This window comes from Vibrio sp. 10N.261.55.C5 (genome assembly GCF_041470505.1).
In the GTDB taxonomy this organism is placed as follows: domain Bacteria; phylum Pseudomonadota; class Gammaproteobacteria; order Enterobacterales; family Vibrionaceae; genus Vibrio; species Vibrio crassostreae_C.
In genome coordinates this window covers 39,494-55,483 of sequence record NZ_JBFRMS010000031.1, presented here as the reverse complement: position 1 = coordinate 55,483, position 15,990 = coordinate 39,494, and the positions used below count along the sequence as shown (strand labels likewise).

The following is a 15,990-nucleotide window of genomic DNA, read 5'->3' as shown; positions in this document are numbered from 1 at the left end:
GAGTGGCGGTAGAATCTGTCAACCAAAAGGGCTGTAAAAGAATTCCAATATATAGGGGTGAACAAAACTGTTCGAGTTACATGCTTACGGTATTAGTAACCAAAGCTTGTAGGGTATGCAAAGTTGCTAGTGTAAACAGAGCTGTTAATCCAGAACATTGCAGATGGTAAACCTTTCATAACTATCACCTTAATAAATCAATAAAAAACGAATTTGATTTCTCGGTTCCTTGGAGGCGATAAAACGGACTCATCCTTTGAGCATTTACTCTTCATCTCAGAAGTTGGTTATTAATATACCCTAAAGAAAAAAGATTACAAGTATTTTTTGCTATACGTCACATTTTTGGCCATTTACGGTTATTTTACAAACTTATTTTGTAATAAAACTACAAAATAGAATTAAACAAACGTTTGCCTGCTCCATTTGTAAGCATCAAGGCGCTTATCTGTGATCAGATGGACAAGATCGCTTTCAAAATTTAAGCTATTTGAGGTTTAGAACCGCTACTCGTCAAAACGCTCAAGTGGTATGCTGTTGCCATCAAAACAGACCCATATTTTAGATTTTTGTTCTAGGTTTTTCCCCATACAAAACCTAAATATATGGTTATTAAATAAAAAAGGAGTCATCCGTGTCTGAATTCCATTCTGAGATCAGTAAATTATCCCCTGCCCCTATCTGGCAGTTCTTCGATAAGATTTGCTCAATCCCACACCCTTCTAAGCATGAAGAAGAGCTTGCTCAATACATTATTGCTTGGGCAACAGAGCAAGGCCTAGATGTACGTCGTGACCCAACGGGTAACGTATTCATCAAAAAGCCAGCAACGGCGGGTATGGAAAACAAAAAAGGTGTGGTGCTACAAGCTCACATCGATATGGTTCCACAAAAGAACGAAGACACAGTTCATGACTTTGCTAAAGATCCAATTCAACCATACATTGATGGTGAGTGGGTTACAGCTAAAGGCACAACGCTTGGCGCTGATAACGGCATGGGCATGGCTTCTTGCCTAGCGGTTCTTGCTTCAAACGAAATCCAGCACGGCCCTATCGAAGTTCTACTAACAGTAGATGAAGAAGCAGGCATGACTGGTGCTTTCGGTCTTGAAGCGGGTTGGTTAGAAGGCGATATCCTTCTTAACACCGATTCAGAGCAAGAAGGCGAAGTGTACATGGGTTGTGCTGGCGGTATCGACGGCGCAATGACATTTGAAATTGCTCGTAATGCGATTCCAGCTGACTTCGTAACACGTAAGCTAACGCTAAAAGGCCTAAAAGGCGGTCACTCTGGTTGTGACATCCACACAGGTCGTGCAAACGCAAACAAACTGCTTGCTCGCTTCCTAGCGGGTCACGCAAAAGAGCTAGACCTTCGCATCGTCGAATTCAAAGGTGGTAGCCTTCGTAACGCGATCCCTCGTGAAGGTTTCGTAACGGTTGCTGTTCCTGCGGCAAACCAAGAAAAACTGGCTTCACTATACAACTACTACACTGAGCTGCTTTCAACAGAGCTAGGTAAAGTAGAAGACAGCATCGTGACTTTCAATGAAGAAGCTTCTGTAGAAATGGGCGCACTTGCGTCAGCAGACCAAGCTCGCTTTATCGCGGCACTTAACGCATGTCCAAACGGCGTGATTCGTATGAGTGACGAGATTGAAGGTGTTGTGGAAACGTCTCTAAACGTAGGTGTTATCACAACAGAAGAGAACTCAATCACAGTACTTTGCCTGATCCGCTCTCTTATCGATTCAGGTCGTAGCCAAGTAGAAAGCATGCTTCACTCTGTTGCTGAACTAGCAGGCGCTAACATCGCGTTCTCTGGTGCTTACCCAGGTTGGAAACCAGACGCAGATTCAGAAATCATGCATATCTTCCGTGACATGTACGAAGGTATCTACGGTCACAAGCCAAACATCATGGTTATCCATGCTGGTCTTGAGTGTGGTCTATTCAAAGAACCTTACCCGAACATGGATATGGTTTCTTTCGGCCCAACCATCAAGTTTCCGCACTCTCCTGATGAGAAAGTGAAGATCGACACCGTTGAGCTATTCTGGAACCAAATGGTTGCATTGCTTGAAGCGATCCCAGAAAAAGCTTAATTCGATAAGCTATGTTTGTTCAGTAAATGGTGTTTTACAGTAAACACCGTTTATCTGAGACAAAATAAAACAGGTACTCAATGAGTACCTGTTTTTGTATCTAATCTTTGTAGCTACTACTTGTGACTAAATAAACAATTAAGCGCGTGAAGCCGCGTAGCTTTCTAGCTCATCAATTGAAGTTTGTGCCACAACTTCGCCATCGATGAAGTACGTCACCATCTCGCCATCACGAACACCGATTAACGTCGCACGCTCACCAGACTGGTAAGTAATGTCCATTTGGATCGTGTTTTCATCAATCTGCTGCATTTGACCTTTTTCGATCACATCTGCGCTCGTGATAGGACCCACTGGCGCTTCCGTTAGAGACGGATCAAGTTGGTGGTTGATGTCTAGGTAAGTATCAGTCTTAGTATCAAAGATGTGCGGAGCACCTGTTAGTGGGTTGCTACCAGTCCAGAACTCTAGTGAGTTGAATACTAGGTAATCGGCAGCAACTGTTAGACCGTATGCAGGTGCAAGTAGCATGTTCAAACCACCACGAGCGTAACGGTTATCAACAGCCTTGATGTTGAACTTCATTAGGTAACCCGTTACTGCGTTGCTACCAACACAGCCAGATAAAGCAACAGATACCACCGCTAGTGCTACAACTTTTGAAATTGTTTTTTTCATTTTGATCTCAATATTTTAATTTGGCCGCCAAAAAATGGCGGTGGATAATACCAACGAACTGAATGACAAATATCAGCTCTAAGTTAATGTATTGTCAGAAAATTCAAAATTTTAAACACCCTTCAATTAGCCAGATAAAAAACTGAAACCAATTCAGAAGCCCCTTCATAAAAAACTTTTGTCGTCACCGTAAAGAGATTGATTCGTACTAAAAATCAACGATTGCTACATTCCGTGTTAACGAATTATCACCATGTTGAGAACAACCTAAATGGCAAGACTAAAACCTAATCAACCATTCGAATTACTTGGTTATACTGTTCAGCCAGGACAGCGAATGGAGATTGAACTGCAAGCGGCTCAGCTTTACACGCATTCTCCACTTTCGATCCCGATTGAAATTATTCACGGTCGCCAAGCAGGCCCAACACTGATGGTAAATGCGGCTATCCACGGCGATGAGCTAAACGGTGTTGAGATTGCACGACAACTGACCAATGCGATTGATCCAAAGAAACTGAAAGGGACATTAATTGTTGTGCCTATCGTTAACGTATTTGGCTTTATCCATAAATCTCGTTACCTACCAGACCGTCGTGACCTAAACCGTTGCTTCCCTGGCAGTGAGAAAGGATCGTTAACATCACGTATCGCTTACACCTTCTTTGAGAACGTGGCAAAGCACTGTGATTACATTCTGGATCTACACACGGGCGCGATTCACCGTACCAATCTGCCACAGATTCGTGCAAACCTATCGAACCCTGAGACACTGCGCATCGCAAAAGCGTTCGCAACACCCGTGATTATTGATTCTCCACTGCGCGACGGTTCACTGCGTAGCGAAGCGGAAAAACTGGGTATTCCTGTATTAACTTACGAAGGTGGTGAAGCGCTGCGTTTTGATCACCTCGCGATTCGTGCGGGTTACCTTGGCGTGCATCAAGTGATGAAAGAAATCGGCATGCTGCGCCCTAACCGCAAAAAGTTGCCAAAGCCTGTATTGAGTAAATCCACCAGCTGGATCCGCGCTGAATCAGACGGTATTTTGCGTAACATGGTAAGACTTGGCGAACAGGTTGAAGCAGGACAAACCCTTGCTTACATCAGCTCTCCATTGGGTCACCAAGAAGGCCAAGTGATCACAACCAAAGGCGGTATCGTGATTGGTCAGCAAACTCTGCCTTTGGTCAACGAAGGTGATGCTGTGTTCCACATCGCTTACTTCAAGCAAGACGATGAAGAAGTAGGACAATCAGTAGAAAGCTACATTGAAGAAGTGGCAGAAGACGATTGGCTAACTGCACTGAATAACTGATCAGACAATGCTTAACAGTTTAAGAGCTCGACGTTAAAAGCGAGAAGCCAAACCGAGCTCTTAAACACAATAAAACAGAACTCCACAAACTAAAAAGCCCCAAAACACTTTTAACTCGAAAGAAAAAAGTTGTATCGGGGCTTTTTTTTCACAAATCCCTTATCTTAAAATTAAGGGATCTATAAATTAGTCATGCACTGAATTATTCAGCGTCTTGTTGCTCTTCTGCACGAGCTTTAGCGCGCGCTTCACGTGCTTGCTCAGCTTTAAGCTCTTTAGTGTGACGTAGTTCGTCACGCTCTTTACGTTGCTCTGATTTACGCTCGTTACGTTCAGCTTGGTTAGCGATGAAAGATGCTAGCTCTTTCTCTGCCCACTCTTGTGCTAGAGCTTCAGTTTCGAAACCAGACTCACGCTTAGATACTGTAGTGCTGCGAGACGTTACTTGACGAGTAATCTCTGCACACCAACCGTTGCGTTTTTCTGTAAGGCGGATATCAAATTTTTTGTTCTTAGACATGTTCTATTTTTTCCTAAGGGAGATCATTAAGGGATCGGTCAACTTTGATAACTCCATCTAAGTGAGCATCTTTTAACACCATCCCTTGGTAAGCGCGGTATTAGAGCACAAATCAATGAATATTGCTGCAAATATTTGCAGCGGATCACACTCCAATGCTGCAAATCGTTTGCGCCTAATTTCAATCGGTTCATAACTCTCGGTTCACCATCAACTTCTATCCTATTTTATCGATAACAATGAAATGAACTATGCTCAAACAGAGATAAATGAAAGAGATACCTGCTTGCTCAGGTTTATAGACTCTACTGTCTCACCTACTCCGCTCATAATTAAAATAGCTAAGGAGTTGCTATGGATAGCTTCATCAAAAATTTACCCAAAGTTGAGCTGCACTTACATATAGAAGGCACATTAGAGCCAGAGCTGATGTTCCAACTCGCCAAGCGTAATAACCTGTCGATTCCCTTTGAGACCCCAGACCAAGTTCGAGACGCGTACCAGTTCCACAATCTTCAATCCTTTCTCGATATCTATTACCAAGGTGCAAACGTACTGATTCATGAACAAGATTTCTACGACCTGACGTGGGCTTATCTGTTGAAGTGTCAGCAAGATAATGTGGTTCATACTGAGATCTTCTTCGACCCTCAGACTCACACTGAACGCGGCATTGACTTTGAAGTCATCGTTGGCGGGATTACTCGAGCTTTGAATCAAGTGGAGCAAGAGCTTGGTATCAGCAGCCAACTGATCATGTGCTTTCTGCGTCATCTCGATGAAGACAGCGCTTTTGAAACACTCAAACAAGCCCTTCCTTATAAAGATAAGATCATTGCCGTTGGGTTAGATTCATCAGAACAGGGCAATCCACCAGAGAAGTTTAAACATGTATTCCAAGAAGCGATCAACCAAGGCTTTCTGACTGTCGCGCACGCCGGAGAAGAAGGCCCAGCACAAAATATTAGCGACGCACTGAGCTTGCTAGGCATTACCCGAATTGATCATGGCGTTCGCTGTGTAGAAGATGAAGAGTTGATGGAACAGCTAATAGCAAAACGTACACCACTGACCGTCTGCCCGCTGTCGAATACCAAGCTCAAGGTGTTTGAGACCATGCAAGATCACAACATCGTCGAGTTGCTGAGAAAAGGGCTGTGCGTCACCATCAATTCCGATGATCCGGCTTACTTCGGCGGCTATATGAATGATAACTTCCTCGCCGTCGCCAATGCTCACCCAGTGACCAAAAACGAATTGGCGCAGTTCAGTATTAATGCCATCGAAGCCAGTTTTATCTCGCCTCACGCCAAGGAAGATCTCATCACACAGGTACGCCAATACCTTGCTGCGAGTACTTAATGAGTTATCAAGATCAAAAAGGGAAGCTCTGAGCTTCCCTATCTATATCAATAGATAACTAATTGGCTTAGCCCGGGTGACCATCCACTCTTGGCGTTAACAGCATCATCCCAAATTTCCAGATAAATAGACCGAACGCTAACGTCCATAAACCCGCGCTGATGTTGACCATCTCAAATAAATACGCCGGGAAGAATGTCACACCTAAACTACGAATGAGTGCCGCGATAAATATAGCCGAGAACGCCAAAGCCATACTTGGCCCTTTATAGATAGCACGGCCAGTATGTCCCATTGTCACGCGCGTGATCATCGCCAGAATTAACCCACTCAAACCGCCAATCGCAAACAGGTGCAGCATGTTATGGCTCGCGAACGGGTTATCTAGCAAACCGCGTAACAGCAAGCTGAGAGGGATACATAGGTAAGCCGCATGCAGCGACCACACCAAGGGTTCTGATAGTGTTGTCCAAGGCTTCCAGCGGATAAAGCGCACCAACTGTGTCACACCTGCAAATACCATCAACTCATTGCCGACTTGAGCAAAGGTCAATGGGAAGAAGCTCAACACAAATAAGCCAACCAAAGGTAGATTGGCTAACCATTCCAACCAAACCAAGGGCTGCGCTTTTTCGAAATCAAAACGACGCGCTGTAAAGAATGGGAGCACTCGCCCACCCATCACTGATAACAGCAAGGTAAACCACCACAACATAGCCTGCCAAACTGCAGACGATGGGAATGGAGGCATCCCCTTAATGGTCGCGTAACTAGCAAAGTTCGCCACGATAGCCAATATAAACAGTGGCACAAAGAATAGATTCTTCCAGCCTTTCGACTTCACGACTCGGAAACCAATTTCGTAGGCGGCGAAGATTAAGAACAGCGCCTCAACCGACGAGATCAGCCATAACGGAGCGGGTGTCCAAAACAGAATACGAGGTGCGAGCCACAAACCGACTAGCGCAGCTAATCGATAATGCTTGGTGCCATTGACACCCGTCCACGTTTGTACTGCCGTTAACACAAAACCGACCACTATCGCCATCGAAAAACCAAACAGCATCTCATGCACGTGCCACCACAGTGCGGGAACTTTTAAAATCTCAGGCTGACCGTTTTGGAACATGATGACCCAAGCGACAATCGCGATCACTGCATAGAGACTGCCTAAAAAGAAGAAAGGTCGAAAGCCTAAACGCAGGTAGGCTGGAATCGCGTCTTCTACACTTTTATCTGTGATATTTAACAAACTCGCTCCTAATTCTCAGATAAGCGGCCAAGGTATTACCTAAACCAAATTTTGTGTGCATCAAATCCGATGCAATATGCAGATCACATTGCATGAAACGCGCCAATTAGATAAAACCAGTAAAAACAGCGACTCACGAGATTCAATAGCCAATAAATAAGTCAAAAAAACACAACCAAAAGAGTCATAAAGACACATGCATGTATAAATATAAACTTACTGACTTTTTGTATCTCGCCACATATAGTAAGACTAGACTTAAATGGAACAACTCAGACAAGGAATGCGATGTATATTTTTGGTTATGGCAGTTTAATCAACTCATCTTCACGTCAGCTTACCGGTCAGACAGGGCAAGCGATCCCTGCGATTGTTCATGGCTTGATTCGCCATTGGAGCAAGATCGATGACAGCTATGTCTTATCCCCTTTGATCGTCAATCTCGGCGAAGGACAAGTGAATGGTGTGTTGCTTGAGGTGGATGATATTGCACTGGCTGAGTTTGATCGCCGTGAGCGTGGTTATCACCGTATCGAATTAAAGGCCTCTCAGATAGAAAGCCAAGATGAATTCAAACAGGATCAACCGATCTGGGTTTACATCAAAGACGAGATTGAAGCACCTTGCGAAAACAGCCCTATCGTTCAAACCTACGTCGATACTGTATTAGCAGGATGTTTAGAGGTGTCTGAAAGCTTTGCGGCGCACTTCGTTAAACACACACAAGGTTGGCATCACCCATTAGAAAATGATCGCCACCAGCCTAAATACGGCAACCTTGCTGGGGTTTCCGATCACCATCACAGTGTGATTGATGGCTTGATACTAACTGTACGCAGCTAGTCGTTTACTAAATAATAGCTAAACTATAGCGTCGCCTACCCCTTTTTTGAGAAAACCTAAATGCCTAATGCTGATTCCACCCTAAACAAACGTATGGGAATCGTTGCGCTCACCTGGCCAATTTTTATCGAAGTTCTTTTAAGAACCGCACTCAACACCAGTGATGTATTCATGTTATCGGGATACTCGGACAAAGCCGTGTCTGCCGTTGGTGTTATTTCTCAGATATCCTTTTTCCTGATCATTGTCTCGACCATGGTCAGCAGTGGTACGGGTATTCTAATCGCGCAATACAATGGTGCTTCCCGCACTCAAGAGAGCGCTCACGTGGGTGTAGCAAGTATCATTCTGGCCATTATTGCCGGTGTGCTACTGAGTGTGATTGCCGTTCTTGTTGCTGAATATTTTATCCCGCTTTATCAACTCGAACCTCAAGTCGAACAGTACGCGCAAGAATACCTGTTCATCAGTGGTGCTCTCACCTTCAATGTAACCATAGGTGTGGTTCTCACCACTATTTTGCGCAGTCATGGCTATTCAAAGTCACCGATGGTGATCAATATGATTGCAGGTGTCATCAACGTATTCGGTAACTACTGTGCCTTATATCAACCTTTTGGTTTGCCTGTATACGGCGTGCAAGGGGTTGCGACCGCGACCGTCATTAGCCAAGTAATCGGAATGTTGATCTTGATTGGTGTGGTCAGAAGCAAAGGGATTTATCTACCAGTGAAGCAGTTTAAATCTGTGCCGAAAGCCATCTATCAACAAATCATGAAGATCGGCTCGATGAACGCTGGAGAAGTGCTCTCTTATAACATGGCTCAGATCAGCATTACCTTCTTTGTAGTGCAGATGGGTACGTCTTCACTGGCTGCGTTTACTTACGCACAAAACATCGCTCGCCTCTCTTTTGCGTTTGCACTGGCAATTGGTCAAGGCAGCCAAATCCAAACAGGCTATTACATTGGTAAGGGTTGGATCGACGAGATTACCAAGCGCGTGCAGCGTTACTTTGTGGTTGGCTTTATCGCGTCAACCGCGATCACCTGCATGGTGTATGTGTTCCGTTTCGAAATTCTCGATCTGTTCACGCAAGATCCAGAGATCATTGCGCTAACGGCGGCACTGATTGCAGGTTCCATCATTCTTGAAGCTGGACGAGTATTTAACCTTATCTTTATCTCTTGTCTAAAGGCTGCTGGCGACATTAAATTCCCGATCAAAATGGGCATTCTCAGCATGTGGGGCATTGGGGTTGCCATGAGCTATTTGCTTGGCGTGCATTGGGGTTATGGCGTATTGGGTGCTTGGATGGCAATCGCGATGGACGAGTGGTTCCGTGGAATCATCATGGCCTATCGCTGGCGAGCTAAGAAATGGACTCGATTCTCTTTTTAGGTTGTTGTTGATACGTCGAAATTTATCTCGACCAAAAGAAAAAAGCGCTAGGGGGAGCTAGCGCTTTTAAGACCAACTAAGTCCGTTTAGCCTGGTAGATTTTTAAGCTATATCATAAGGATATAACCAATTTTTTTACTTAGGTAAATCAAAAAGCCTATTCTTTACGACTGCTTTGAGCCGTAAATTAAGTATAGTCGGGTTCTTATAATAAACCGGATTTTTCTAAAATTAATTCATATGAATTTGACGATTAACCGACACAATAAACTATTCGGAAATCACAGATGAGATCGCATTAGTAATCAGCTTTCTAAGTAGTTTATTTTTATCATCTAAATGCTTTGCCTTTCGATAAACAAGCTGGATATCAAAATCTGGAACATCAATTGGTGGCTTCACAGCTAGTAAGGTTTCTTCACTATCCATATCCTTGCGCGCGACTAGCTTGGGGACAATACACAATAGTTCTCTGCCACGAATGAGCCGCTTAACAGTTAAAAAGTTACTGGAAGATATCGCGACTTTCCGGCTTAAACCTAGTTCACCTAAACGAGTGTCCACTCCCGTCTTTAAAGCCGCTGCCGGAGAAACGAGCGCGTGCTCGACAGCAACAAATTGTTCTAGCGACATCGGCTCCTCAATAGATAGAACCAATTGATCAAGTAAACAAACATGTTGCTCCGTATACAAATGCTTTGTTCGATATTGCTTTGGTACCTCACCAAAGCTACCTATCGTCATATCAAGCTTGGCATCGTCAAAGACTTGCTGGTAGTTACTCAGGTTTACATTGAACAACGCTACTTGGGAATAAGGAGAGGATTGCTTAATCAGGTCAAACAATATTGGAGCGAACATCTGCTCGGCATAATCAGTGAGACCAATCTTCCAAGTCCCTTTATAAGTCTCTGCATCAAACGATTTAGATAACAGAACTTCAGACTGGATGGTATTCAGTAGCGCGTCCACGGTACTTGATAGTTCAATGGCTCGGTCGGTTGCCTCCATCTTGCTGCCCACGCGCTCAAACAAAGGGTCATCAAACAACTTTCGTAGCCGTTGTAAGCTATGGCTCATCGCAGATTGGCTGACATAACAACGCTCAGCAGCCTTACTCACGCTATTCGTTTTATACAAAGCCTGCAGTGCAATCAACAAGTTAAGGTCGATCCCTTTCCAATTAAAATCAGCCATGCCAGCAAACCCATTTCATTCATAGTTATAATTAAAACAATTAATTTGAATCATAGTCTAACTCCACCTAAATTACGCTAAACATTTATCTGGAATCGAGCATGCTTTCAATTTTTAAAACCTTTTTCTGGCTTGGCTGGATTAGCTTTGGTGGACCAGCAGCACACATTGGCTACTTCCGTAAAACCTTTGTTGAGAAACTGAATTGGTTGTCCGACGAAGAGTACGGGCAGATTGTCGCTCTTAGCCAATTTCTACCGGGCCCAGGTTCAAGTCAGGTTGGCTTTGCGGTTGGCTACAAGAAAGGTGGACTAACAGGTGCTATTGCTGCATTTGTCGGCTTCACTTCCCCATCTGTGATTCTGATGCTGATATTGGCGTTAGTCAGCAACCAACTATTGGAAGCACCACTTTTCAATTCAATCATTCACGGGCTTAAGTTATTAGCAGTAGTGGTTGTGGCTGATGCAACCTTTGGTATGTACAAGAACTTTTGCCAATCGAAGATAGCAACCGCATTATGTGTGATTACCGCGATTGTTCTGCTACTGATTCCAGGCATCTGGCCTCAAGTTTTAGTGCTTCTATTTGCAGCGATGGTTGGCAGTAAGTTCTTGACGTCTCAAGAGCTCAAAACGATACCTTCAACGCAAAAAATATCGGTAACGCCTCTCGTGATTTTTGTTGCTTTGCTGGTTGGTCTGCCTCTATTCAGTGCTTACTCTCAAGGTATTGAAGTATTTGGCCTATTCTACCAAGCAGGTAGCTTAGTATTCGGTGGCGGCCACGTAGTACTTCCGTTGCTACAAAATGGTATTGGTGACCAACTGTCTCAAGATGCCTTCTTAACAGGTTATGCAGCAGCACAGGCAGTACCAGGGCCTATGTTTACACTTGCGACTTACTTAGGTTATGTATTGATGCCATCGGCACCGATCACAGGCGCACTACTCGCAACGATTGCTGTGTTCTTACCGGGCTTCTTATTACTATTAGGTGTGTTGAAAAACTGGCAAGCAATTGCGAGTAAACCTTTGGTGGCTGGCGCTCTTACTGGTGTGAATGCGGCGGTTGTCGGTTTATTGTTGGCAGCGCTATATCAACCGATCTTCACAAGCGCAGTGAGCAGTGGTTTAGACTTCGCTTTGATCATTGTTGGCGTGTGGCTACTAAAAACAATGAAGATGGCAATCGTATGGATGGTAGCTCTGTTTATTGCAATAGGGTTTGGACTCGGAGTTATTTAATATAATGCCCACTAATTCTAATTAGTGGGCATTATAATTTTCGGATTATGCGACCGTTGAGATAGTGGTTATTCTTCTATCTGTGTAGAGGCTGGACTGGCATCGTCTTGGTTAAAAGACTCTGGGGGAATATACACATCAGCACGTCTGTTTTGAGCTCTACCTTGAGAAGTTTTGTTACTTGCGATTGGCTCAGACTCACCCAATGATTTCAGGGTCATTTTCTCTTTTTCAACACCGTAAGTGAAAAGCTGTTTAGAAGTGCTTTGAGCTCGATCTAGCCCCAACCCTTGGTTGTAAGCTTCACTGCCCACCCAATCGGTATGGCCTTCAACCGTCACTAAGTAGTCATTGTCTGCGAGATGTTTTGCCACATCAACAAGCACTTCACGAGCAAGAGGGGTCAGATAATAACGATCAAAGGCGAAGTTAACACGAGCAACGAGCTGCCCTTTGTCACTATCGAAGCTAGCAATACCAAGGTTTGATATATAAGTGAGACAATCACTTGGATCAGTGATCAACTGTGAGCGCTTAAGAAGCTCCCACTTGAGAGCTGGATCATGACTTCCCTCATGAATTTGCCAATAGCCATCACGATGACTAGCCACCCCTTGAACTTCACCAATTTCGATGGTGTGAGAATACTCTGAAAAAGTATTCCCACAATATTCTACTACCTGATCACTAATCTCCTGCCCATAACTAGAGAAAGAAACAAGCATACCTAGTGCTAGCATTGTATTTTTCATCTTTACTCACCCGTATAGTCTCGATACACCAGTACCTCGAGATCCTTTCTCAATTAAATTTTGAATACGTTCAATCAATTCTTCGCGACTACGTACATCGATAATATCTTCATCAGGATTTAAGACACACTTCTGAAATCCATTTTGTTTAGTCGCATCAAAATCAACACCTATAACACCTATATACAGGCTGCCATTCTCAGATTGAAAGTGCTCTCTTGCAGCATTGCACATATTGGCATCAACTAAGTCGGGTAAAATACTCGTATATGGATATTCTTGACCATCACTCAAAATAATCATAATTTTGACTCTTTGACTGTATTCATCAATCTCCTGCTGACTAGCCGAATTACTTGGCATGCCATCATTAAGTACTTGAAGCCCTCTTAAAATACCTTGATATGAAGCCGTATTGCCTCCTGAATTCATATCCTGCATTTCTTCAATCAAATCAGAATCACTGGTAAGAGGAATCACATAGTGACCTATGCCATTAGTCATCGTCATTGAGCTATTGTAAATAACATTAGTATCCGCTCTAAAGTCAAATTTTAAATCTGTATTATCTCTTTTATAGTTAAACATATCATCAACAGATTTCTGATAATCTATATACTCTGGTATTTCAAGACGTCTAGATTTAATATTTAAAACATCCAACACTCTCTTAGCTTGTTTGTGCTGATTATTATTCCCAATATAAGGGCAATCAAATATATCATCGGCACAATCTTCGACTTCACTTAATGTTCTTTTTGACCAAAAACGCCAATTGACTTTTTCATACGTTTTAGAGGAAACAGAAGAGTGGTAATCACTTCTATACCTCAACTGACTTCCTGAGAATAAATTGTTATTAATTTTATCCTGAACTCTGAGGTTAAAAGGAACAATCGCTAGACGGTTAAGCACTGTAGAATCACCTTCACGCACAACCAAAATATTATCAGCAAGATCTGAAACAGCTAGTTTGAGAGTTTGAATCTTTGTATTTACATCACCACTTGCCCCACTCCAATCCCGATTCATTGATCCTGAAAAGTCAGTGACTAGCACAATGTCTACTAATTTATCACCTAGATAGTAAGGATATTTCGCGGCGAGCGCTGAGCCTGCAAGCTTTTGATTTTCATCGAATGAGGGAATTAAATTACTCGCAAACCACGAATTATGGGTAGTCACTGCTGCAACTTCATATTGAATTTTCTCGGTATCATCATTCGCCGCAGTTGGCTCCTCATAAGTCCTTACTGTCGTGATATCTATATGCTCGATACTACGCACATAATCATCAACATATCGAGTCGCTAAAGCATCTGCTTCATTCGATTTATCATCAATTGTTATTGCAAGGGCAGCAGCTTGTGCAGCATCTCTCAAACGACTTGTTTCTTGAATATATCGAGTTCCCTCGAGTGCAAAAACTGACACGCCTAACAAAGGTATTAACGTCAGTCCAAGCCAAATTGCGGCAATACCTCTCTGACGATGAGGACCGCGATTAAATGTATTTGGGTTTATCATATCTACCTCCCAACCATCACCGAACTCGATGAAATGGTTATTTCTGATAAATTAGCAATCCCCAACAAACGTGCAAACCAAGATGAATTACTTTCACATAATGACACTTGGTAAAGAGGGAAAGAGACTCCGTTCTCTACAGGAACCAAAGCCTCTTTCGATGAAATTAATGGTACATTACAACCTAAGTTGTTGAACTGGTCACTTTCGAATGAATCAATATTTGCAGCAGAGCCATCGTGCATAGCTTCAACTCTCAGCGCTACGCTTTCTGGAGCTGTGTTTAGCAGACGAGCGGCAATAATGACCATTTCGTCTCTATCATCACCAGTTAAGATGACATTTTCATCATAATATCGAGTGCGCTCTTTCATTACGTTAACCAGAGCAAAACTCACTCGGTCGAGTTTTGCTCTAACCAATAACTTATGACTCACGTCACTCATAAAATAAAATATGGCTATAACGACAAATAAAATGAGTGCTAACTCAATGGTAAAGGCGCCACGCTGCAGTGTTGAGTTGCGTTTTTTTCGAAAGCCTCCATTATTTGTTAATTCCGATATGTTCATCTAACACTCTCCCAACCCTCGTGCTCGAGAGTAAGTAACACTGAAGATGAAATTATTTCAGAATTTCCACCAAGCAAAGGTAAAATAGGTTCATATTGATAACTCAATGATATTTCGGCGAAGGAATATCCCGAATCATCAATCAGCATATCGGCATCATTAAGATAATTATCAGATAAAAGATCCTCATAGCTCACATAATATTTTCCTGCCATTGAAAAGTTATCAACAGGCGTCAGTGAAGACCATAATTTACTTTCATCATTCATCACGTTGAAAAAGCTGGTATTATAACTGGTGTATGAATCATCTCCCTGAAAAACAGTCGTTGACCTAACCGATTCTCTGAGCGCAAACTCAACCAAATTTGAGACGTAAATCCGATACGCCATTTCGAATATCATTACCGTCGCCGTGATGAGAATGATGATGCCTAAAGCCACCTCGACGGTTAGAGACCCCCTAGCATACTTGACTATTCTTCTCATATTGAACTCCCAGCGCCTGAAGATAGGCGTCTAGACATGGTTGTAACTTCATTGATTGAATAACTACTACCTAAAACATCACTGGCTTGTTTAACATGACCTAACTTAATCAAAGCAATAGCTAAATTTGCCTGAACTTTTTTATTTTTAGGATCAGACAAGTACAATGGAAGTAATAAATCAATCACTTCTTGATATCTTCCATCAGCAAACTTAATCAATGCCAAATTATTCTTTATCGCAGTATCATTGTAACCTTTGATTCTGGCATTATTAAAATATTTCTCGGCTAACTCATAATCTCCATTCATGCAGTGAGATATCCCCAATAGAACATCTACTTCTGCCGTATTATTTCCCAACTCAATAGAACGTAGATAAGACTCTACCGCCAAAGCATCGTTATGATCTGCATTATAAACTTGACCTCGTAATTGAGATAACTCCCAATTAACCACTTTCAAGCCTAAAAGATAATCACTATAAAACCTTGCTGATTCAATATCACCCTTATCAAAATAAACTTTAGCTAGCTCCTGCATAGAAACTGTATCGTTGGGGGATTCTTCAAGCTTACCTTTATAATAGGTAACTAAACCATCATAATTACCCACTCGCACCATGCTATCGACTTTATCGTCTAGACTTAGTTCAGGTTGACTTGAAACGCAACCGGCTAACAACATCAATAAAAGAGTAAAAATAAAATATCCAACCCTCATAATA

Annotated in this window: 15 protein-coding genes; 6 read left to right on the top strand and 9 right to left on the bottom strand. The window is 42.8% G+C overall.

All coding sequences use genetic code 11. The annotated features are described in order from the left end of the window. Positions 1-634 precede the first annotated feature (634 nt). Positions 635-2,107 (top strand): aminoacyl-histidine dipeptidase, encoded by a 1,473-nt coding sequence (locus AB4263_RS12630; protein ID WP_017060790.1) that lies wholly within the window; start codon positions 635-637, stop codon positions 2,105-2,107. 138 nt (positions 2,108-2,245) lie between these two features. On the opposite strand, the gene AB4263_RS12625 is transcribed toward AB4263_RS12630, so the two are convergent. After that, positions 2,246-2,785, bottom strand: coding sequence for a DUF3332 family protein (locus AB4263_RS12625; protein WP_048605541.1), 540 nt, complete (start codon positions 2,783-2,785; stop codon positions 2,246-2,248). 271 nt (positions 2,786-3,056) lie between these two features. On the opposite strand from AB4263_RS12625, the gene AB4263_RS12620 reads away from it, so the two are divergent. Then, the gene (locus tag AB4263_RS12620) at positions 3,057-4,103 is read left to right on the top strand and encodes a succinylglutamate desuccinylase/aspartoacylase family protein (protein WP_372098308.1); all 1,047 of its coding nucleotides are present in this window, start codon (positions 3,057-3,059) and stop codon (positions 4,101-4,103) included. A gap of 202 nt (positions 4,104-4,305) precedes the next feature. Here AB4263_RS12620 and AB4263_RS12615 read toward each other — a convergent pair whose 3' ends face one another. Next, positions 4,306-4,623 carry a DUF3622 domain-containing protein gene (locus tag AB4263_RS12615; protein WP_017069509.1) on the bottom strand — a complete coding sequence of 106 codons (318 nt, stop codon included), beginning with the start codon at positions 4,621-4,623 and terminating at the stop codon, positions 4,306-4,308. Positions 4,624-4,977: 354 nt separating this feature from the next. Here AB4263_RS12615 and AB4263_RS12610 point away from each other — a divergent pair, with 354 nt between their 5' ends. Then, complete coding sequence (locus AB4263_RS12610) at positions 4,978-5,985, top strand: adenosine deaminase (RefSeq protein ID WP_372098307.1); 1,008 nt, start codon at positions 4,978-4,980, stop codon at positions 5,983-5,985. Between the two features lie 67 nt (positions 5,986-6,052). Here AB4263_RS12610 and AB4263_RS12605 read toward each other — a convergent pair whose 3' ends face one another. Next, on the bottom strand, positions 6,053-7,237 hold the full coding sequence (locus AB4263_RS12605) for an NnrS family protein (RefSeq protein WP_372098306.1): 1,185 nt from the start codon (positions 7,235-7,237) through the stop codon (positions 6,053-6,055). A 288-nt stretch (positions 7,238-7,525) separates the two neighbouring features. On the opposite strand from AB4263_RS12605, the gene AB4263_RS12600 reads away from it, so the two are divergent. Then, positions 7,526-8,080, top strand: coding sequence for a gamma-glutamylcyclotransferase family protein (locus AB4263_RS12600; protein WP_017060795.1), 555 nt, complete (start codon positions 7,526-7,528; stop codon positions 8,078-8,080). 60 nt (positions 8,081-8,140) lie between these two features. Beyond that, positions 8,141-9,481, top strand: coding sequence for an MATE family efflux transporter (locus AB4263_RS12595; RefSeq protein WP_372098305.1), 1,341 nt, complete (start codon positions 8,141-8,143; stop codon positions 9,479-9,481). Positions 9,482-9,751: 270 nt separating this feature from the next. On the opposite strand, the gene AB4263_RS12590 is transcribed toward AB4263_RS12595, so the two are convergent. Further along, positions 9,752-10,678, bottom strand: a complete 927-nt coding sequence (locus AB4263_RS12590) for a LysR family transcriptional regulator (RefSeq protein ID WP_372098304.1) — start codon at positions 10,676-10,678, stop codon at positions 9,752-9,754. Between the two features lie 101 nt (positions 10,679-10,779). On the opposite strand from AB4263_RS12590, the gene chrA reads away from it, so the two are divergent. Then, positions 10,780-11,925 carry a chromate efflux transporter gene (gene chrA, locus AB4263_RS12585; protein ID WP_372098303.1) on the top strand — a complete coding sequence of 382 codons (1,146 nt, stop codon included), beginning with the start codon at positions 10,780-10,782 and terminating at the stop codon, positions 11,923-11,925. A 68-nt stretch (positions 11,926-11,993) separates the two neighbouring features. On the opposite strand, the gene AB4263_RS12580 is transcribed toward chrA, so the two are convergent. From AB4263_RS12580 to AB4263_RS12560, 5 genes are read right to left on the bottom strand one after another with little or no spacing between them, the layout of a single operon-like run. Then, the gene (locus tag AB4263_RS12580; protein WP_372098302.1) at positions 11,994-12,677 is read right to left on the bottom strand and encodes an OmpA family protein; all 684 of its coding nucleotides are present in this window, start codon (positions 12,675-12,677) and stop codon (positions 11,994-11,996) included. A gap of 6 nt (positions 12,678-12,683) precedes the next feature. Next, positions 12,684-14,204: a TadE/TadG family protein gene (locus tag AB4263_RS12575; RefSeq protein WP_372098301.1), complete on the bottom strand. Its 1,521-nt coding sequence runs from the start codon at positions 14,202-14,204 to the stop codon at positions 12,684-12,686. Positions 14,205-14,206: 2 nt separating this feature from the next. After that, positions 14,207-14,776: a tight adherence pilus pseudopilin TadF gene (gene tadF, locus AB4263_RS12570; protein ID WP_017060812.1), complete on the bottom strand. Its 570-nt coding sequence runs from the start codon at positions 14,774-14,776 to the stop codon at positions 14,207-14,209. Beyond that, positions 14,773-15,264 (bottom strand): TadE/TadG family type IV pilus assembly protein, encoded by a 492-nt coding sequence (locus AB4263_RS12565; protein WP_372098300.1) that lies wholly within the window; start codon positions 15,262-15,264, stop codon positions 14,773-14,775. The genes tadF and AB4263_RS12565 overlap by 4 nt, the downstream gene beginning before the upstream one ends. Continuing rightward, the gene (locus tag AB4263_RS12560; protein ID WP_372098299.1) at positions 15,261-15,986 is read right to left on the bottom strand and encodes a tetratricopeptide repeat protein; all 726 of its coding nucleotides are present in this window, start codon (positions 15,984-15,986) and stop codon (positions 15,261-15,263) included. The genes AB4263_RS12565 and AB4263_RS12560 overlap by 4 nt, the downstream gene beginning before the upstream one ends. Positions 15,987-15,990: the final 4 nt, after the last annotated feature.